The 18,623-nt window shown below is 72.7% G+C and carries 17 protein-coding genes; 7 read left to right on the top strand and 10 right to left on the bottom strand.

The genetic code is table 11. The annotated features are described in order from the left end of the window. Positions 1-3: 3 nt before the first annotated feature. From ASG88_RS15600 to ASG88_RS15610, 3 genes are read right to left on the bottom strand one after another with little or no spacing between them, the layout of a single operon-like run. Positions 4-1,143: an RNA polymerase sigma factor gene (locus ASG88_RS15600; RefSeq protein ID WP_056888370.1), complete on the bottom strand. Its 1,140-nt coding sequence runs from the start codon at positions 1,141-1,143 to the stop codon at positions 4-6. 5 nt (positions 1,144-1,148) lie between these two features. Next, the gene (locus ASG88_RS15605; protein WP_056888371.1) at positions 1,149-1,562 is read right to left on the bottom strand and encodes a YciI family protein; all 414 of its coding nucleotides are present in this window, start codon (positions 1,560-1,562) and stop codon (positions 1,149-1,151) included. Positions 1,563-1,596: 34 nt separating this feature from the next. After that, positions 1,597-2,184, bottom strand: coding sequence for a GNAT family N-acetyltransferase (locus ASG88_RS15610; protein ID WP_056888618.1), 588 nt, complete (start codon positions 2,182-2,184; stop codon positions 1,597-1,599). A gap of 40 nt (positions 2,185-2,224) precedes the next feature. On the opposite strand from ASG88_RS15610, the gene ASG88_RS15615 reads away from it, so the two are divergent. From ASG88_RS15615 to rpsT, 4 genes are all read left to right on the top strand, one after another. Then, the gene (locus tag ASG88_RS15615; RefSeq protein WP_056888372.1) at positions 2,225-2,629 is read left to right on the top strand and encodes a hypothetical protein; all 405 of its coding nucleotides are present in this window, start codon (positions 2,225-2,227) and stop codon (positions 2,627-2,629) included. Between the two features lie 19 nt (positions 2,630-2,648). Then, on the top strand, positions 2,649-3,587 hold the full coding sequence (locus ASG88_RS15620; protein WP_056888373.1) for a phosphotransferase: 939 nt from the start codon (positions 2,649-2,651) through the stop codon (positions 3,585-3,587). Further along, the gene (locus tag ASG88_RS15625) at positions 3,584-4,567 is read left to right on the top strand and encodes a hypothetical protein (protein ID WP_056888374.1); all 984 of its coding nucleotides are present in this window, start codon (positions 3,584-3,586) and stop codon (positions 4,565-4,567) included. The genes ASG88_RS15620 and ASG88_RS15625 overlap by 4 nt, the downstream gene beginning before the upstream one ends. A gap of 188 nt (positions 4,568-4,755) precedes the next feature. After that, positions 4,756-5,016 (top strand): 30S ribosomal protein S20, encoded by a 261-nt coding sequence (rpsT, locus tag ASG88_RS15630; RefSeq protein WP_056888375.1) that lies wholly within the window; start codon positions 4,756-4,758, stop codon positions 5,014-5,016. Between the two features lie 99 nt (positions 5,017-5,115). Here rpsT and ASG88_RS15635 read toward each other — a convergent pair whose 3' ends face one another. From ASG88_RS15635 to ASG88_RS15655, 5 genes are all read right to left on the bottom strand, one after another. After that, complete coding sequence (locus tag ASG88_RS15635) at positions 5,116-6,300, bottom strand: delta-60 repeat domain-containing protein (RefSeq protein WP_056888376.1); 1,185 nt, start codon at positions 6,298-6,300, stop codon at positions 5,116-5,118. 119 nt (positions 6,301-6,419) lie between these two features. Next, on the bottom strand, positions 6,420-7,406 hold the full coding sequence (gene holA, locus ASG88_RS15640) for a DNA polymerase III subunit delta (protein WP_056888619.1): 987 nt from the start codon (positions 7,404-7,406) through the stop codon (positions 6,420-6,422). Positions 7,407-7,419: 13 nt separating this feature from the next. Next, positions 7,420-9,690: a ComEC/Rec2 family competence protein gene (locus ASG88_RS15645; RefSeq protein ID WP_235534877.1), complete on the bottom strand. Its 2,271-nt coding sequence runs from the start codon at positions 9,688-9,690 to the stop codon at positions 7,420-7,422. Between the two features lie 7 nt (positions 9,691-9,697). Next, positions 9,698-10,606 carry a ComEA family DNA-binding protein gene (locus ASG88_RS15650; RefSeq protein WP_056888377.1) on the bottom strand — a complete coding sequence of 303 codons (909 nt, stop codon included), beginning with the start codon at positions 10,604-10,606 and terminating at the stop codon, positions 9,698-9,700. Between the two features lie 103 nt (positions 10,607-10,709). Next, positions 10,710-11,561, bottom strand: a complete 852-nt coding sequence (locus ASG88_RS15655) for a DegV family protein (RefSeq protein WP_056888378.1) — start codon at positions 11,559-11,561, stop codon at positions 10,710-10,712. Between the two features lie 76 nt (positions 11,562-11,637). On the opposite strand from ASG88_RS15655, the gene ASG88_RS15660 reads away from it, so the two are divergent. After that, a complete protein-coding gene (locus ASG88_RS15660) occupies positions 11,638-12,519 on the top strand; it encodes a helix-turn-helix domain-containing protein (RefSeq protein WP_056888379.1) in 882 nt (293 codons plus the stop codon). Between the two features lie 89 nt (positions 12,520-12,608). Further along, positions 12,609-14,183, top strand: a complete 1,575-nt coding sequence (locus ASG88_RS15665; protein ID WP_056888380.1) for a S8 family peptidase — start codon at positions 12,609-12,611, stop codon at positions 14,181-14,183. A 138-nt stretch (positions 14,184-14,321) separates the two neighbouring features. On the opposite strand, the gene leuS is transcribed toward ASG88_RS15665, so the two are convergent. Together leuS and ASG88_RS15675 are read right to left on the bottom strand one after the other, a co-directional pair. Beyond that, entirely contained in the window at positions 14,322-16,796 is a 2,475-nt protein-coding gene (gene leuS, locus ASG88_RS15670; RefSeq protein ID WP_056888381.1) for a leucine--tRNA ligase, read from the bottom strand. A 192-nt stretch (positions 16,797-16,988) separates the two neighbouring features. Continuing rightward, positions 16,989-17,615 (bottom strand): TetR/AcrR family transcriptional regulator, encoded by a 627-nt coding sequence (locus ASG88_RS15675; RefSeq protein WP_056888382.1) that lies wholly within the window; start codon positions 17,613-17,615, stop codon positions 16,989-16,991. Between the two features lie 209 nt (positions 17,616-17,824). Between ASG88_RS15675 and ASG88_RS15680 the strand changes: the two genes are divergently transcribed. Then, entirely contained in the window at positions 17,825-18,619 is a 795-nt protein-coding gene (locus ASG88_RS15680; protein WP_056888383.1) for an SDR family NAD(P)-dependent oxidoreductase, read from the top strand. Positions 18,620-18,623: the final 4 nt, after the last annotated feature.

The raw sequence follows: 18,623 nt of genomic DNA on the forward strand, positions 1-18,623 counted from the left end.
AACCTACGACCGCAGCGCCGCCGCACTCCGGGTGAGGTGGTCACGCTCGGGCGCGCTGGTCGCGAGGCCCGCAGCCCGGGCGTACGCCGTCGCTGCGGCGTCGCGGTCGCCGGCCAGCTCGAGCAGGTAGCCGCGCACGGCGTGGTGCTGGGCGGTGTCGCCGGACTCCGCGTCGAGGCCCGCGAGCTCGGCGAGGGCCGCCTCCGGCCCCTCGACGTGGCCGAGCGCGACGAGGCGGGACAGCCGGGCGATCGGGTTGCCCGCGAGCGCCACCAGGTCGTCGTACCACCCGAGGACCTGGTGCCAGTCGGTCTCCTCCCACGACGCGGCGTCGTCGTGGAGCGCCGCGATCGCGGCCTGCATGCGGTACTCCCCCGGCTCCCCGTGCCGCAGCGACTCCTGGAGGATCGCCACTCCCTCCGCGACCTGAGCGGCGTCCCAGCGGGAGCGGTCCTGACGGTCCAGCGGCACCAGCCTGCCCTCGTCCCAGCGGGCGGCGTCGCGGGCGTGGTGCAGCAGCATCAGCGCCAGCAGCCCCCGCACCTCGGGCTCCGGGCTGGCCAGGGTCAGCTGGCGGGTGAGGCGGATGGCCTCGGCGGCCAGGTCGACCTGGCCGCGGTGGCCGGTGTGGAAGACGAGGTAGAGAACCCTCAGCACGGCGGCGAGGTCGCCCGGCCGGTCGAGCGGGACGTCACGGATCGTCGCCTTGGCCCGGCTGATCCGCTGCGCCATGGTGGCCTGCGGGACGAGGAAGGCGTCGGCGACCTGCGCCGTCGTGAGGCCACCCACCGCGCGGAGGGTGAGCGCCACCGCCGACGTGGGCGACAGCGACGGGTGGCAGCACAGCGTGAGCAGGAGCAGCGCGTCGTCGGCCTGCTCGACCGGACCCGGTGCGGGCTCCTCGGCGTCGGACTCCTCGCGCCGGCGCCGGGCGGCCTCGCTGCGGCGTACGTCGACGAGCCGGCGCTGGGCGACCGTGACCAGCCAGGCGCGCGGGTTGGCGGGCGGAGCCTGGGGCCACACCCGGACCGCCTCGACGAGCGCGTCCTGGACGGCGTCCTCGGCCGTCGCGAAGTCGTTGCCGCGACGGACGAGGACCCCGATCACCTGGGGCACCAGCGCCCGCAGCAGGTCCTCGTCCATGCGGGTCAGTCCTCGTCGGGGACGCCGTCGTCCATGACCTGGCGGACCTCGATCCACTCGTGCATCGGCCCGCCGTGCTGGTCGGGACCCGAGGACACGAACGCCGCGATCTCCAGCGCCCGCTCGCGGGACTCGACGTCGACCATGTACCAGCCGGCGGCGAGGTCACTCGTCTCCGGGTAGGGGCCGTCGGTGGTGACCGGCGGCGCGTCCTTCCCGGCGTACTGGACGTAGACGCGCTCCTCGTGGAGCGCCTGCGCGTCGACCAGCTCGCCGGTCTCCTCGAGCATGCGTCCGCACTCGCGCAGGAACGCCATGTGCGCGTCGACGGCCTCGGGCGCCCACCGGTCCATCGGGATGACCTCGTGGTGCTGCTCCGGGCCCCCGCGGTAGTGCTTGAGCAACAAGTACCTGGGCATCTGTCTCCTCCTTCGGCGGGCCCGTCCGGGCCCTTCACTGGTGGGACGGAGCCGATCGCGCTGCCTCGACATCCGTCGCCGGACCTCCCGGTGCTGTGGGCACCCAGTAGCGGAGCTTGATGCCGCGCCGGTCCTGGAGCACCCCGCCTGCCGCCTCGATGACACGAGCCGAGGCGACGTTGTCCTCGTCGCAGGTCAGCAGGGCGGAGTCGATCCCCAGCGAGCGGGCGTGCGGCAGCACGTCGCGCAGCATCTGCGTCGCGTGTCCGCGGCGCCGGGCGGTGGGTCGCACCTCGTAGCCGATGTGCCCGCCGTACTCACGCAACCACTCGGTCAGCTCGTGACGCACCGAGATCCTCCCGAGGTACTCCCCGCCGTCCACGAGCCACCACGTGCTCTGCGGGACGTGGCCCGTCGGGCGCTCGGAGTCGGGTCGCGCGTCGGCGTCGAGGTAGGCGACGAACTCGGCGAACCCCTCCTCGGTGTGCCACCGGTCGGAGAACAGGTCCATCCAGCGCTTGAGCATCGAGCCCTCGCCGGTGCGCCCCTCGGCGACGAGCTCCTCCACGGCAGCGAGGAAGGACAGGTGTACGACGGGGGTCGGGGTGACGAGATCGGGCATGTGCACCATCCAACCCTCTCCCCGCCGCTACTGTCCCGCCATGACGACTCGGGCGACCCACCTGACCCTGCTGGCGGAAGAGAACCACTCCGCCGAACTGATGCTGCCGGGCGTTCCCGCCCTCTTCCTGGTCTTCTTCATGCTCGCGGCGGTGATGCTCGTCGGCAGCATCGTGTGGCGGATCCAAGCCGCCCGCTCGATGGCGCGTCGGGCCGGGCTGGACGAGGGCGAGGCCGTCCGGATGGCCCTCACGTCGGAGGACGGGCTCACCGCGACCTACCTCGCCTCGTCGCTGCGCGGCCCGTCCGCCGGCGCTCCCGGCCACGACCACGCCGTCCGCGACACGGCCAACCGGCTCCGCGAGCTCGACCGGCTGCTCTCCGAGGGCCTCATCACGCAGGACGAGCACGCCTCGCGACGGGCCGGGATCCTCGACGAGGTGTGAGCCGGGGAGGATGGCGCCCATGCACCTCGAGCCCGGCGCCTACCCCGCCCCTCCCGGAGCGACCTCGCGACGCCTGGAGTGGACCTTCCTGCCGCCCCACCTGCGGGCGTACGTCGAGCGCCGCTGCGGGTCGCCGGTGGTGGAGGCGATCTCCCAGACCTCCGGTTTCACGCCCGGCTTTGCCTCGGTCCTCGTCTGCGCGGACGGCTCGCGGCACTTCGTGAAGGCAGCCTCGGTCAAGGCGCAGCGGCTGTTCGCCGACTCCTACCGCGAGGAGGGCCGCAAGCTGGCCGCGCTGCCCGCGTCGGTGCCGGCCCCGCGCCTGTTGTGGATGCTCGACGACGACTGGGTGGTCCTGGGCATCGAGCACGTCGAGGCCACGATGCCGCGCCGGCCCTGGCGGCGCGCCGACCTCGACGCGACGCTGGACGCGCTGGAGGTCGTCGCCGACGAGCTGACCCCCGCGCCGCTGGAGCTCGACACCTTCGCGGGCGAGTTCGCGTCCTTCCTCGACGGCTGGGCGCACGTCCGTGCCACCCACGACCTGCCGCACCTCGACGAGGCCGAGGCGCTCGCCCGCCGCTACGCCGAGGTCTGCACCGGCGACACCCTCGTGCACACCGACATCCGCGCCGACAACGTCCTCGTGGACGCCACCGGGAAGGCCTGGCTGGTCGACTGGAACTGGCCGGTCCTCGGGGCCGCCTGGCTGGACTCCTTCTTCACCCTGATCGGCCCGCGGGGCGACGGCCTCGACGTGGACGCCGTGATCTCCTCGCGACGACTGCTGCGCGACGTACCGGCCGAGTCGCTCGACATCGCCCTGGCCCTGGTCGTCGGCTACTTCCTGTCCGCGTGCGACCAGCCCGTGCCCCCGACCTCGCCCCACCTCCGTGACCACCAGCGGTGGCAGGGTCAGGTCTGCTGGGACTGGCTGGCCGAGCGCCGCGGCTGGTGAGCGCCCCCCGCGCCGTCGGGGTGCGGGCGGCGTACCCCACGATTCCCGCGCACGTCCGCGCCTGGGTCGACTCCACCCTCGGGTCGCCCGTCGTGGAGGCGCGCGAGCAGGTGGGCGGGATGTCGCCCGGGTGCGCCACGCGTCTCGTCTGCGCCGACGGGACCCGGGCCTTCGTCAAGGCGGTGGGCGCCGGGCTGAACCCGCACACCCCGGTGCTGTTCCGCCGCGAGGTGCTGGCGCTCGAGCTGCTGGGACGGCACCCGTTGTGGGCGGGCCTGATCGCGTCGTACGACGACGGCGACTGGGTCGCCCTGCTCCTCGAGGACGTCGAGGGATCGCACCCCGACCTGTCGCTCGACCAGGAGATGCAACGCCTCGTCCGGCAGACCGACGAGCTCTCGACCACGATGAACGCTCGCGTGACGTCCCTGCCCACATCGGCACACGGTGGCGACGGGCAGGCGCTCTACCGACCCGGGCCCACGGACTTCGCATCCGTGGCCCGCGGGTGGGTGGATGCCTTCGACCGCCTGCACCAGGTCCCACCCGACCTGCTGCCGCGATGGGTGCTGGACCGGCTCGACCCGCTGCGCGAGCAGGTGTCCATGCTCCTCGACGAGACCACGGACACCGTCGTGCACGTCGACATCCGCAACGACAACCTGATCCAGCGGCCGACGGGCGAGCTGGTCTTCCTCGACTGGGGTGCCTTCGGGCGCGGCCCCGCATGGCTGGACCCGCTCGTCGCGCGCCTCGAGCGCGTGGACAGTCCGTGGTTCGACACCTCACTCGCCTCCTCGCCCGCGCTGCGAGCCGCCGGTGACGAGGTGGTCACGGCCTGGCTGGTCGGGATGGGGACGATCCTGGCCTGGCGGGCCCACAGCGCGGTGGACGTCAACCTGCCCACGCTCGCGGCCTTCCGGCGCACGGAGTCGGCGCGGTTCCTCGGCGCTGCCGCCCGTAGACTGGGCCTCGCCTGACAAGGGCTGGTGCGGTCGCCGTACGCGATTTGGGCGGTCCCGCGCGTGAGCGGTAGTGTCTCCCCTTGCATGTCCGGCGCCGCCCCTCACCTCGGGATCCATCCCGTCGAGGGCAGTCGGCAGCCGACACACCAGTCTTCATGACATGCGGCTTTCCCTGACCAGCACGAGCGAGCAAAGGTTCACCTGTGGCCAACATCAAGTCCCAGATCAAGCGCAACAAGCAGAACGAGAAGGCTCACGAGCGCAACAAGGCCGTGAAGACCGGTCTCAAGTCCGCCGTGCGCAAGTTCCGCGAGGCCGCCGAGGCCGGCGACAAGGACGCAGCCGTCGCTGCGGGCGCCGTGGCGGCCCGCAAGCTCGACAAGGCCGCCTCCAAGGGCGTCATCCACAAGAACCAGGCGGCCAACCGCAAGTCGTCCATCATGAAGAAGGCCGCCTCGCTCTGAGGTGACCCGCTCTGCTCGACCCGTCAGGTGACACCTGGCGGGTCGAACTCATTTGACCCTCGAGCCCACAGTCGCATGCGGGTGCAGCGCGCAGGGGCGTCAGAAGAGGAACCGCGTCACACCGCGCCGCGCGAGTCCTCCCGCGCGCGTGAAGTCACCGCCGATCGTCAGGGCGGCGGGCTCGCCAGGACTGACGGGAGTCCTGGTCAGCGCCAGGGCCCAGACGCCGAACGACCCGTTCGCTCCCGGGTTCCACGCGGTGGGTGTGCCGTCGGAGGGCCGGAACGAGGCCAGCGCCAGGCGGTTGAGCTTGGACTCCGGCATCGTGTTGAAGTGCCCGCCGATGTAGACCTCGTCCGTGGTCGCCAGGATCGCCTGGACGTCGCCCCCGGTGCGGATGCGGTAGTCAGGGGTGCCGCCCTTCACGGGGTCGTAGGCCCACGTCCGGTTGGAGGTCGTGCCGAAGTAGAGGTGCCCGTCGACCCCCGGCGCCACGTCCATGGAGATCACCACGCCACCGTCGGTCGGCGCGAACGACGTGGCCGCACCCGTGGTCGGGTCGAGCTGCGCCACGCCGGGACGGCCCGCGCCGCCGATCGTGGTGAAGCTGCCGCCGGCGTACACCTGTGACCCGTCGTCGGACAGGGCCAGAGTGCGCACCGTCCCTCCCGGGTCGGGGACGAACGCCTCGTCGACGGTGCCGGTGGACTGGCTCACCGCTCCGAGGCGCGGGACCACCTTGCCACCGATGCGGCCGAAGTTGCCGCCCACGTAGAGCCGGTCGGCGGAGTCGGCGACCAGCGCCCGCACGGCGTTGTTGTTGACCGTGGTGCGCCACGTGCTGATGAGGGCCCCGGTGTCGGGGGTGACGGCGGCGAGCCGGCTGCGGGCCGCTCCAGCCACGGTGGTGAACGTCCCGCCAAGGTAGATCTTCGTGCCGTCGGAGGACGCAGCGAGGGCGTAGACGATGCCGTCGGTGGAGGGGTTCCAGGTCGGGTCGAGCGTGCCGTCTGTCCCGAGCGCGGCAACGTTGGAGCGCGGTGCGCCCGCTACAGAGGTGAACTGCCCGCCGATGTAGGTCCGGTTGCCGGCCTGGGTGATCGCGTAGACCACGCCGACCACGGCACACGTGCCCGCCGCGTCGTAGGCCACGCAGTCCACCTTGGCGGTGTTCTGCGGCGTCGACGACGGGCTGGCGGCTGCCGGGACCGCGGTGGCGAGCACCGTGGCCGCGGCCACGCCCAAGGTGGTGAGGATCCGCGAGCGCCTGCAGACAGGTGACATGGACCGACCTCCGCGCATGGGTGGACGCGGAGATGACCCGCGCTCGACGGGGTGACCGTACGAGCGGCCAGTGCGGGAGGCATTCGGTGCGCCCGACTTTCCCCGCGATTGGGGAGGCCTCAACGGGGGGTGCGCAGCCTCGTGACCGTGAGGACCAGCCGTTCCAGTGTGTAGGACGCGTCGTGGGCCTGGCCCTTGATGTCGGCGTCGGCGGTCGCGACGGCGCGCAGCGCGGTGGCGATCGCGTCGGGGGTCCATGAGCGGGACTGGTCCCGGACCTGCTTGACCTTCCACGGAGGCACGCCGAGGTCCCGGGCCAGGTCGTTGTCGCGGGCACCCCGAGCGGCACCGAGGTAGCGCGCGAGGCTCCGCGCCGAGCTGGCCATCGCGGAGGTGATGAGGACGGTGGCCGTGCCTCCGTCCAGGGCCCAGCGCAGCTCCTCGAGGGCGACCTCACGGCGGCCGGAGAAGGCGGCGTCGGCGACGGCGAAGGAGGTCGCCTCGGCCCGCCCTCCGAAGTAGCGCTTGACCTTGTCGACGGTGATCGGCTCGCCCGGGAAGTCGTTGGTCAGCTGGTGGGCAGCCGCCGCGAGGGAGCGCAGGTCCTGGCCGACGGCGGTGACGAGGAAGGCCGAGGCGTCCTGGGCGATCCTGGCGCCGTGGGCGGCGAACTCGGACGTCACGAAGCCGGTCAGGTCGCCCCGCTTGATCTCCTCCGACTTGACCTCGGTCACGGCGGAGAGCTTGCGCAGCTTGGTGAGGACACCGCTGCCCTTCGGCCCACCGCCGTGGACCAGCACCAGGGAGATGTCGTCGGCGGGCGCAGCGGCGTAGTCCAGCAGGCCGTCGACCGACTCGTCGGGGAGGTTCTCCAGGCCGCGGACGACCACGCAGCGGGTGGTGGAGAACAGCGAGGGCGCGGCCATCTCGCCGAGGGTGGCCAGGGTCAGGTCGGACGCCGTCGCCTCACCGATCTCGGCCTCCGCGTCGTGCGATCGCACCGCGTCGCGGACCGAGACGACCGTGCGCTCGCTGAGGTACTCCTCCTTGCCCGTCACGAGGATGACGCGGCCGAGGACCTGCGCGGCGGTGGGGGTGCGACTCATGGTGGGCCCCACCCTAGTCGCGGGCACGGACACCCAGCGCACCGTCGTCGAGGGTCACGAGCACGTCACCGTCGAGGTCGGTACGACGCACCTGCGCCCCCGTCGCGGTGAGCGCGGCCAGCAGGTCGGAAGACGGGTGGCCGTAGTCGTTCTCGGCGCCCACCGACACCAGGGCCAGTCGGGCGCGCACCCCCAGCAGGAGGTCGAGGTCCTGGTGCCTGGACCCGTGGTGCGGCACCTTGAGCACGTCGACCTCGACGCCCGCCAGCACCCGCTCCAGCGCCGCCTGTGCGGGCGGCTCCACGTCGCCGGTCAGCAGCACCCGCACGCCTCCGACCTCCACGAGCAGCACCACGCTCGCGTCGTTGGCAGCGCTCCCCTCCCCCTCCTCCCCCGGCACCGTCCCAGCGACCGAGGCCGGCCAGACCGTCTGCACCGTGGCCTCGCCCACCTGTCGGGTGAGGCCGTACGTCGCCACGACCGGCCGCAGCCCGGCGCGCGCCATCTCCCGCTGGACCAGGTCCACCCCGGAGGCCGGGTCCGGGAGGCCGGTGACCACCACCTCCCCGACCTCGCGGTCCTCGAGCACCCCGGCCAGGCCGCCGACGTGGTCGTCGTGGAAGTGGGTGAGCACGACGAGCGGGACCGAGGTGATCTCGAGGCGGCGCAGGCACTCGTCGATGAGCACCGGGTCGGGGCCGGCGTCCACGACGATCCCGGCCCCGGGACCGGCGCGGACCACCAGGCCGTCGCCCTGCCCGACGTCGCACATCGCGAGCACCCAGCCCTCCGGGGGCCAGCCGGGCGACGGGGGTCGAGTCAGGACCGTGACGACGAGCAGCACCGAGCAGCCGATCCCGGTGCTCCGGTGCCGCAGGACGCGGGGCGCGACCGCCACCAGGGCCACGCACGCCACGGTGACCGCGACCAGGGCGAGGGGGCCGGTGCCCCACGTGATCGACGCGGTGGGCAGGGCCGCCCCACGCTGGGCCACGACCACGATCCAGCACACCGACCACGCGGCGGGTGCGGCGACGACCTGCCCGAGCGGCGTCCACACCAGGCCGACCAGGCCACCGGCCAGCCCGAGCACGGTCGCCGGCGCGATCGCGGGTGCAGCCAGCAGGTTGGCGATGACGGCCACCAGGCTGATCTCCCCGGAGAGGGCGGTGACGACCGGGGTGCAGGCGACCTGGGCGGCCAGCGGCACGGATACCGCCTCGGCCGCCCACCGGGGCAACCACGCCATGAGGGCGTCACGCCACGCCGGGGCCAGGAACAGGATCCCGCCGGTCGCCAGCACCGACAGCGCGAAGCCCGCAGACACCGCGAGGTCGGGGACCACCAGCAGCAGGCCCAGGACGGCCACGCCGAGGCACCGCGAGCCGCGCTCGCGACCGTTGGTGCCCATGCCGACCAGCGCCACCGTGCCCATCGCCGCGGCGCGCACCACACTCGGCTCGGTGCGGGCGATCAGCACGAAGCCGACGATGCCGACCGCCGCCACGGCGTACGTCCAGCGGCCACGCACCCCCAGCCAGCGGGCCACGACGAGCATGAACCCGACCAGCAGCGTGAGGTTGGTGCCGCTCACCGCGAGCAGGTGGGTCAACCCGGTGGTCCGGAAGTCGTCGGCCAGCGCGGGATCCAGCCCGCTGTCGTCGCCCACGACCAGGGCCGGCACGAGCTCGCGCGGGTGCTCGGCGCGGGGCGCGACGGACTCCCGGATCGAGTGCCGGACCGCGGCCGCCGCCCGCCACCACGGGTCGGGGCCCGCGACGACCTCGGGGCGACCACGCACGCTCATCAGCGCGGCCACCCCGTCGTCCGCCGGGCCGAGCCGTCCGGAGACACGGACCCGCTCGCCGAGGGCGACGTCGCGCCACTCCTCGTCCGCGAGCAGGACCACCGGGCTGCGGACGTCGTACGCCGCGCCGCGACCCGCGACCGTGCGCACGTCGCCCCGCACCACCACGACGTCCCCGAAGCGTCCGCGGCTGACGCGCGGGTCGCTGGTGACCGTCACCTCGGCGGTGACGACGGCGCGCTCGGACGCCAGGTCGTGCACCGGGCCGCCGGTGATCCCGCTGGTGTGCAGGAGGGCGACCCCCGCCACCGCGGCGGCCGCGACGGACGCCCCCACCGCGGCCGCCTGCCTGCTCACCAAGGCCGCGACGAGCACGGTCCCGACCAGCGCGAGCGATGCCCACAGCGGCAGCACTGCGGCCGTGATCCCCCCGAGCCACGCCCCGGCCCCGAGCATCGGGGTCCGGAGGTCGCGCACCCCGGACTCAGATCGTCACGTGCGGCGCGATCTGCGCCAGCGTGGCATCACCGATCCCGTCCACCTCGAGGAGCTCCTCGACGGCCGAGAAGCCGCCGTGCTGGTCGCGCCAGCTGATGATCGCCCCGGCCGTCACCGGTCCGACGCCCGGCAGCGTCTCGAGCGTGGGCGGGTCCGCGGTGTTGAGGTTGACCAGCGCACCGGCGGTGGTGGCGGATCCCGGGTCGCCGACCGTCGCCGGCACGCCCGCGGCTGCGGTCACGCCCACCAGGATCTGCTCGCCGTCGACCAGCGGGCGGGCGAGGTTGAGCGAGGTGAGGTCCACCCCTCGTCGTGCACCACCCGCCGCCTCGAGCGCATCGACCACGCGCGATCCCGGCGGCAGCACGGCAATCCCGGGGCTGCGGACCTTGCCCGCCACGTCGACCGTGAGGTCCTCCGTGGTGGAGCCTGCGGCGCCCCCCGACGTCGCAGACCCCTCCGCGGAGGCGCCGGTGCTGACTGCCCCGGACCCGGCCGCCGCCGCCGAGCCGTCGACCGCGGGCACGTCGGCCAACGGCTCCGAGACCGGCGTCAGCGGGGCGACCGGCACCGGCTCGGCCTGGCTCCGCACGGCCAGCCACGCGGCGATCCCGACGCCGAGCGCGACGACCACGGCCACCACGGCGAGGTGGGCGGGCGTCAGCCGCACCCGGTCGGCCAACCTCCGGGAGGCGTGCCGGCCCGGCACCGGGACCGGCGGCACCTCGGCCGCGACGTCCCACGGGGAGGACTCCGCGACGGGCTCCTGGCGGATCCGGGTGTGCTGGTGACCCGCCACGGGGTCGCCCCGCACCGAGGCCAGCTCGGCGCTCAGCGTCGCGAGACGACGCGAGACGGCCTCGGCGTGCTCGGGAGTGGGTGGGCGGCGTCGCATGCATCGAACCTAGGAAGCGGCATGGCCGACCGCCACCCACGTCCGCGGACCTGTGGACAACCACCCGACGCAAACCGCACCGGGACGACAGGTGGCCCGTCCCTCAGCGGGGCGCCACGCAGACCGCGACCATGCCGGGCCCGACGTGGGCCCCCAGCACGGCACCCAGCTCGCCGCACCACACGTCACGACCCTCGAGCTGGTCCGCCAGTCGCACCGACAGCTTGTCCGCCAACGCGGCGGCCCGCTCGGGGTTGGCGAGGTGCGCGACGCAGACGTCGACGGACGACTCCCCCGCGGCCTCGACCGCGAGGTCCTCCAGCCGGCTGAGCGCACGGGCGGCGGTCCGCACCCGTTCGAGGTTGGCCACCTTGCCGTCCTCGATGCAGAGCAGCGGCTTGACCGCGAGGGCACCGCCGAGGATCGCGGCGGCGGCCCCGATCCGCCCGCCGCGGCGCAGGTACTCCAGCGTGTCGACGTAGAACAGCGACGACGACGCGGCCGCCCGCTCCCGGGCCACCTCGGCCGCCTCCTCCGCGGTGGCCCCGGCACGGAGCGCCTCCACGGCCGAGAGGGCTGCGAAGCCGGTCGCCACGCCCACCTGACGGGAGTCGACGCAGTGCACGGGGACCTCGACCTGTTGCGCGGCGAGCTGCGCCGACTCGAAGGTCCCGCTCATCTCCCCCGACAGGTGGATGGACACGATCTCGTCGGCCCCGTCCCGCGCCAGGCGCTCGTAGACCTCGACGAGCGCAGCCGGCGAGGGCCGCGACGTGCTGACCGGGACGAAGTCGCGCAGCGCCTGCGCCACCACCTCGGGGGTCGCCCCCTCCGAGCCCTCGTCGTGCACCTGGGCACCGATGACGACCTGCAGCGGCACCACCACGATCCCCTGCTCCTCCGCGAGGTCGGCAGGGAGGGTGGCAGTCGAGTCGGTGACCACGACGACGGACATGGCGGAAGGCTAGTCCTTCGTGACCACGACGGACGCTCCTTGCCCGGCGCGGGCGGCGGACGGTTGGATGTCTCGGGTGTCCGACGCTTTCGGGAGCTTCGCCGATGCGCTGCGCCGCGCCATCGACGACCGCGGTCTCGCCCTCGAGCGCGTGCGGGACCACCTCGCCCACCGCGGTGTCTGCGTGAGCGTGGCGACCCTTAGCTACTGGCAGTCCGGCCGCAGCCAGCCCGGGCGCAAGACCTCGCTGGCGGCGATCCCGCACCTCGAGCAGGTCCTCGGCCTGGATGCGGGCACGCTGCTCCGGACGCTGCCCGCCACGCGCGACCGGATACGTCGTACGCCGGTCCGCGAGCTGGGCGCGCTGTGGCCCGAGCCGTCCCGGATGGACATGCTCGGCCGGCTCGACACCCGCTGGGACGCCGACCTCGACCGGGTGACGTTGCACGACGTGCTCCGGATCGGGCCAGACCGCCGTCAGGTCGGGCTCACCGTCCGCCAGGTCCTGCGTGCCCGGGTCGACGGACCGGACCGCCGGGTGGTGATGCACAGCCAGGACGACACCACCGCGGCCCTCCCGGAGATCGAGGTGCTCAAGGGCTGCGAGCTCGGACGCGTCGAGTGGAGTCCCCAGGACGGGGTGGTGGGCGCCGAGCTGGTGTTCTTCCGACCGCTGCGGCGAGGAGAGACGGCGATCGTGGAGTACCAGCTGGTGTCACCGAGCCCCGGCGCCCTGGACACCGAGTACGTCAGGCGTCTCCGCTCGCCCCTGCGCGAGTACCTCCTCGAGGTGGAGTTCCACCCGGACGCGCGCCCGGCCTCGGTCACCGGCTTCACCGAGCAGCGCCGCACCCCCGTCGACCTCGACCGGAGCCATCGAGGTCACCTCGCCCACACCGACGCCACCCCGGGCACCACCGGCATCACCTGGTCCTGGCCGACCACGACTCCGCCGTGAGTTAACTGTTAACGGTGCCCACACCCTTGCCGCGGCGTGGGCGGAGGACGAGGGTCGTCCGCGTCCATCTGTCTCGGGAAGGATCCTCGATGAACCACACCCCCCAGCGCCTCGGAGCCGGCGTCGCCGCCTCCCTGGTCGCCGCGACCCTGGCACTCGCCCCGGTCGCGTCCAGCGCGGCCGACACGCCCGCCGACCGGACGGCAGCCGATGCCGCCCGGGCCGACGACGGCCGCGCACCCCTGGTCGGCACCTCCGCCGACGACCGCTACATCGTCGTCTTCGACAAGGACGCGGCCCCCGCCCAGGTCCGCTCCGCACGCTCCGACGCCCGCGCCGACGGGGCGCAGGTCACCCACACCTACGGCACCGTCCTCGACGGCTTCGCCGCCCGACTCTCGCCGCAGGCCCTGCGCGGGCTGCGCAACAACCCGCACGTGGCCTACATCGAGGCGGACCGGCCGGTCCAGGTGGCGGAGACCCAGTCCCCGGCCACGTGGGGCATCGACCGCATCGACCAGCGGGACCTGCCGCTGTCCGGCTCCTACACCTTCACCCAGTCGGGCGCGGGCGTCACGGCGTACGTCATCGACACCGGCATCCGTCTCGCCCACAGCGAGTTCAGCGGCCGGGCGGTGTCGGGCTACAGCGCGATCGCCGACGGACGTGGCGTCGACGACTGCAACGGCCACGGCACCCACGTCGCCGGCACGGTCGGCGGCGAGACGTACGGCGTGGCGCAGGACGTGCGCCTGGTCGCCGTCAGGGTGCTCGACTGCAACGGCAGCGGCTCCAACTCCGGCGTCATCGCGGGCGTCGACTGGGTCACCCAGAACCACGCAGCAGGCGCCCCCGCCGTGGCCAACATGAGCCTCGGTGGCGGCATCTCGACGGCTCTCGACACGGCCGTCAGCAACTCGATCGCCGACGGCGTCACCTACGCCCTCGCAGCCGGCAACGACTCCGGCGCCAACGCGTGCAACAGCTCCCCCAGCCGGGTCGCGGCAGGCCTGACGATCGGCTCCACCACCAACACCGACGCCCGCTCGAGCTTCAGCAACATCGGCTCCTGCCTCGACATGTTCGCGCCCGGCTCCAACATCACCTCCGCGTGGATCACCAGCAACACGTCCACCAACACGATCAGCGGCACGTCGATGGCCACCCCGCACGTCGCGGGCGCTGCGGCCCTCTACCTGCAGGCCAACCCGTCCGCCACCCCGGCGACGGTCGGCAACGCCCTGGTCTCCTCCTCCACCCCCAACAAGGTCACCAACGCCGGCAGCGGCTCGCCCAACCGGCTGCTCTACGTCGGCTCCGGCACCACGCCGACCCCGACCCCCACCCCGACCGGCTGCAGCTCCCTCCCGGAGACGGCGTCCGGATCGCTGACCAGCGGCGGGATCGCCTACCAGCCCGCCCCGAGCGGCTACTGGTACGCCGTCGCGGGCACGCACCAGGGCTGTCTGAGCGGGCCGTCGGGCACCGACTTCGACCTCTACCTCGAGAAGTGGAACGGCTCCTCGTGGGTCGTCGTCGCGCAGAGCGTGGGGTCGGCCTCGTCCGAGCAGATCACCTACACCGGGACCGCCGGCAACTACTCGTGGCGGATCCAGTCCTACGCGGGCTCCGGCACCTACGGCTTCGGCTTCGACCGGCCGTGACGACCACCGCCTGACAGCCCCTGCAATGCACCGGCCCCGTGGCAGACGCCACGGGGCCGGTCGCGCGCTCGCGCCTCAGACGACGATGCCGAACGGTCGCTTCGCAGCTCGCCCGCTCGTTCCTCGCGCGCTCGCGCTTCAGACGACGATGCTGACCAGCTTGGGCGCCCGCACGACCACCTTGCGGACCGGACGCCCGTCGATGGCGCGTACGACGCCCGCGTCGGCCATCGCGGCCGCCTCCAGGTCCGCCTCGCTGATGTCCGGGGAGACCTCCAGGCGGGCCTTCACCTTGCCCTGGACCTGGACGACGGCGATCACCGAGTCCTCGACCAGCAGCGCCTCGTCGACGACCGGCCAGCCGACGCGGGCGACGGTGGGCTGGTGGCCCAGCCGCTCCCACATCTCCTCGGCGGTGTAGGGCGCGACCAGCGACAGCAGGATCGCGACCGCCTCGACGGCCTCGCGGACCGCCGGGTCGGAGCCGCCCGGACCGGAGTCGATCGCCTTGCGGGTGGCGTTCACCAGCTCCATCGTGCGCGCGACCATGACGTTGAAGCGGTGGCTCTCGACCAGGGTCTCGGCCTCGTGCAGCGTCTTGTGGGTGACCTTGCGCAGGGCGGTGTCACCGGTGGACGGGTCGACCCCGGGCTCGCTGGTGACGTCGCCGCTCAACCGCCAGGCACGCTGCAGGAAGCGCACCGAGCCACCGGGCGAGACGTCCGCCCAGTCGATGTTGTCCTCCGGCGGGCTCGCGAAGACCAGCGTCAGGCGCACGGCATCGACCCCGAACTCCTCCAGCTGGTCGCCCAGGCTGACGCCGTTGCCCAGCGACTTGCTCATCTTGCGGCCGTTGTTGATGACCTTGCCCTGGGACAGGTACGACGAGAACGGCTCGTCCCAGCTGACCAGGCCCATGTCGCGCAGCGCCTTGGTGAAGAAGCGCGCGTACAGCAGGTGCAGCACGGCGTGCTCGTCGCCGCCGACGTACAGGTCGACGGGACCCCACGCGTCGGCCAGTGCCTTGTCGAAGGCCTGGGTGTCGTCGTGCGGGGAGACGTAGCGGAAGAAGTACCAGGACGAGTCCACGAAGGTGTCCATGGTGTCCGTGTCCCGCTTCGCCGGTCCGCCACAGGTCGGGCACGCGACGTCGACCCACTCGGCCGCGCCACCCAGCGGCGAGGTGCCCTTGGGCTTCAGGTCGGCACCGCGCAGCTCGGGCAGCTCGACGGGCAGCTGGTCCTCGGGGACCGGCACCTCGCCGTCGACCGGGCAGTGGATGATCGGGATCGGCGCGCCCCAGTAGCGCTGGCGCGACAGCAGCCAGTCGCGCAGCCGGAAGTTGACCGTGCCGCGGCCCAGGCCCTGGTCCTCCAGGAACGCGATGGTCGTGGACTTGGCCTCGGCCACCGCCAGCCCGTTGATGTCCAGCGGCGCCGACCCGCCCTCGGCCGGGGAGTTGATCGCCGGCCCCTCCCCCGAGAAGGCCTCACCCTCGAAGTCGGCGGGCGGCTGGGTGGTGCGGACTATGGGCAGGCCCATCACGGTGGCGAACTCCCAGTCGCGCTGGTCGCCGCCGGGCACGCCCATGACCGCACCGGTGCCGTAGTCGGCCAGCACGTAGTCCGTCGCCCACACCGGCATCTGCTGGCCGGTCACCGGGTTGGTGGCGGTCACGCCCAGGTCGACGCCGGTCTTGGGGCGGTCGGTGGACAGCCTCTCGATCTCGGTCTCCCTGCGAACCTCCTCGCGGTAGGCCTCGAACTCCGCCCGGCGCTCGTCGGTCACCAGGTCGGAGGCCAGCGCGGAGTCGACGGCGACGACCATGAAGGTCGTGCCGAAGATCGTGTCGGGGCGCGTCGTGTAGACGGTGATCGGCTCCTCGCGGCCCTCGACGACGAAGTCGACGTGGGCGCCCTCGGAGCGTCCGATCCAGTTGCGCTGGGAGTTGACGACCTTGTCCGACCAGGTCGGCTGCAGGTCGTCCAGGCAGTCCAGCAGCTCCTGCGCGTACGCCGTCGTGCGGAAGTACCACTGGGTCAGCTCACGCTTCGTGACTTCGGCGCCGCAGCGCTCGCAGGTGCCGTCGACGACCTGCTCGTTGGCCAGCACGGTCTGGTCGTTGGGGCACCAGTTGACGGGGCTGTTCTTGCGGTAGGCCAGCCCCTTCTCGTGGAACTTCAGGAACAGCCACTGGGTCCACCGGTAGTAGGACGGGTCCGAGGTGTTGAACCGGCGCGACCAGTCGAAGCTCACGCCGTACCGCTGGAAGGACTCCAGCTGGGTGGCGATGTTGCCGTAGGTGTAGTCGGCCGGGTGCGCGTCGTTGCGGATCGCTGCGTTCTCGGCGGGCAGCCCGAAGGAGTCCCAGCCCATGGGGTTCAGGACCTCGTAGCCCTTCTGCCACCAGTAGCGCGCGATCACGTCGTGCAGCGCGGTCACCTCGGCGTGGCCCATGTGCAGGTCACCGCTGGGGTAGGGGAACATCGTGAGCGCGTACTTCTTCTCGCGCGGGCTGTCGTCGTCGGCCCGGAAGGGCTGCAGGTCGTCCCAGACCGCCCGCCACTTGGTCTCGGTGGCCGCGGTGTCGTAGGTCTCGCGCTCGTCGCTCATCGTCGTCTTCCTTCGTGTGGCCGTGCTCCGGACATGAAAAAACCCCTCGCAGGGAGGGGTGGCCGCGCGACTCGTGGAGTCAGCGCGGCTGGCCAAGAAGCAGGGACTGCGTGCACATGTCAACCATGCTACCGCCGTACGACGACCGGCGGCGACCCGGTTGCCGGGTCGAGGGCGCCGCTCACCGCCCGCTCAGTCGCGCGCCAGCAGCAGCGGCATCAGGGCGTGCACCTGCCCCGACAGCTCCTCGAGGGCCGTGGCGCTGCCCGACAGGTGGGCCAGCAGGCTCTGCTGGAAGAGCCCGTCGAGCACGGCGTACGCCGGGGCGCTCGCCATCGCGGGCGCCCGTCCCGCGAGCTCGGCGTAGCGGGAGACCACCCGCCAGATCATGTCCTCGAGGGTCTTGTCGATGACCGCCACGGCCTCGCGCAGGGGTTCCTCGAACATCGCCTGGGTGCGCAGGTCGTACCAGAGGCGGTGCATCGGCGCCTCCTCGCGGATGGTCTCGGCGAGCTTCGCGGCGAACGCGTCGAGCAACCCCTCGGCCGTCGTGGAGTCGGCGACCACCCCGTCGTACCGGGTCACGCACTGCGCCTTGTAGTAGCGCACCGAGTAGAGGATCAGCTCGAGCTTGTCCTGGAAGTAGTAGTGGACGACCCCGTGGCTGAACTCGGAGTTGTGGGCGACCTCGCGCAGGCTGGTGCGGGCGTAGCCCACCTCGCCGAGGGTCTTCAACGCCGACTCGGCGAGCTGGTTGCGGCGCGCGTCGTGCTTGTCCGCGGGCGAGCGACGGGGCGGAGCACTGGTGGAGCTCGACACGGGTCCTCCCCTCCTGGTGGGCGCTGGCGTCGTCATCGTACGGCGGGCGGCGGCGCATGACGTGCGTCCGCGAGCCGCCCCGGCGCCGAGTCTCGCGCATTTTCTTGACAGGTGTCCAGTTTTGTCTTGACAGGTGTCAAGAACAGGTCTTGTCTGTGACCACCGACACACTTCGACCCCGGAGCGCGGCAAGGATGAGGAGCACGGCAATGACCGATCTGGACCTGACGGGCCGCAAGGCCCTGGTCACCGGCGGAGCCCAGGGGTTGGGCGAGGGGATGGCACAGGCCCTCGCGGACGCCGGCGCCCACGTCGTCGTGGCCGACCTGCAGGACGACCTGGGCGCCAAGGTGGCAGAGGGCCTGGGCGAGGGACACGGCTTCGTCCACCTCGACGTCTCGGACGACGCCAGCTGGGAGGCCGCGGTCGCCTCGGCCGTCGACCAGCTCGGCGGCCTCGACATCCTGGTCAACAACGCCGGCATCGAGATCACCAGCCTGCTCGTCGACCTCGATGCGGCCGCCGTGCGCAAGCAGCTCGAGGTCAACCTGCTCGGCACTGCGCTCGGCATCAAGCACGCGTTCCGCACGATGCGCCCCGAGGGCGCGGCCGGCCAGGGAGGAGTCGTCGTCAACGTCGCCTCCGTCGCCGCGACGATCGCCTTCCCGGGCATCTCGGTCTACTCCGCCACCAAGTCGGGCGTCGACCGGCTGACCAGGGTCGCGGCCATGGAGTCGGGCAAGCTCGGCTACGGGGTGCGCGTCAACTGCATCTACCCGGGGCTGGTGCCCACCGCGATGGGAGCCGGGCTGGCCAACGACGTCGCCTCGATCGGGCTGTTCGGCTCGCCCGAGGAGGCCGTCGGCGCGGTCATCGAGCTGACCCCGTCGGGTCGTCTCGGCGAGGTCTCCGACATGGCCGACGCGGTGGTCTTCCTTGCCTCCGACGCCGCCCGCTTCGTCAACGGCGTCGGCCTCCCGGTCGACGGCGGGATGGGGATGTGAGCGC

This window comes from Nocardioides sp. Soil777 (assembly GCF_001428425.1).
In the GTDB taxonomy this organism is placed as follows: Bacteria; Actinomycetota; Actinomycetes; order Propionibacteriales; family Nocardioidaceae; genus Nocardioides; species Nocardioides terrigena.

Coding starts and splice junctions, on each gene's coding strand:
- ASG88_RS15600 (WP_056888370.1), bottom strand. CDS start 1,143: ATGGACGAGGACCTGCTGCGGGCGCTGGTGCCCCAGGTGATCGGGGTC.
- ASG88_RS15605 (WP_056888371.1), bottom strand. CDS start 1,562: ATGCCCAGGTACTTGTTGCTCAAGCACTACCGCGGGGGCCCGGAGCAG.
- ASG88_RS15610 (WP_056888618.1), bottom strand. CDS start 2,184: ATGCCCGATCTCGTCACCCCGACCCCCGTCGTACACCTGTCCTTCCTC.
- ASG88_RS15615 (WP_056888372.1), top strand. CDS start 2,225: ATGACGACTCGGGCGACCCACCTGACCCTGCTGGCGGAAGAGAACCAC.
- ASG88_RS15620 (WP_056888373.1), top strand. CDS start 2,649: ATGCACCTCGAGCCCGGCGCCTACCCCGCCCCTCCCGGAGCGACCTCG.
- ASG88_RS15635 (WP_056888376.1), bottom strand. CDS start 6,300: ATGTCACCTGTCTGCAGGCGCTCGCGGATCCTCACCACCTTGGGCGTG.
- holA (WP_056888619.1), bottom strand. CDS start 7,406: ATGAGTCGCACCCCCACCGCCGCGCAGGTCCTCGGCCGCGTCATCCTC.
- ASG88_RS15650 (WP_056888377.1), bottom strand. CDS start 10,606: ATGCGACGCCGCCCACCCACTCCCGAGCACGCCGAGGCCGTCTCGCGT.
- ASG88_RS15655 (WP_056888378.1), bottom strand. CDS start 11,561: ATGTCCGTCGTCGTGGTCACCGACTCGACTGCCACCCTCCCTGCCGAC.
- ASG88_RS15665 (WP_056888380.1), top strand. CDS start 12,609: ATGAACCACACCCCCCAGCGCCTCGGAGCCGGCGTCGCCGCCTCCCTG.
- leuS (WP_056888381.1), bottom strand. CDS start 16,796: ATGAGCGACGAGCGCGAGACCTACGACACCGCGGCCACCGAGACCAAG.
- ASG88_RS15680 (WP_056888383.1), top strand. CDS start 17,825: ATGACCGATCTGGACCTGACGGGCCGCAAGGCCCTGGTCACCGGCGGA.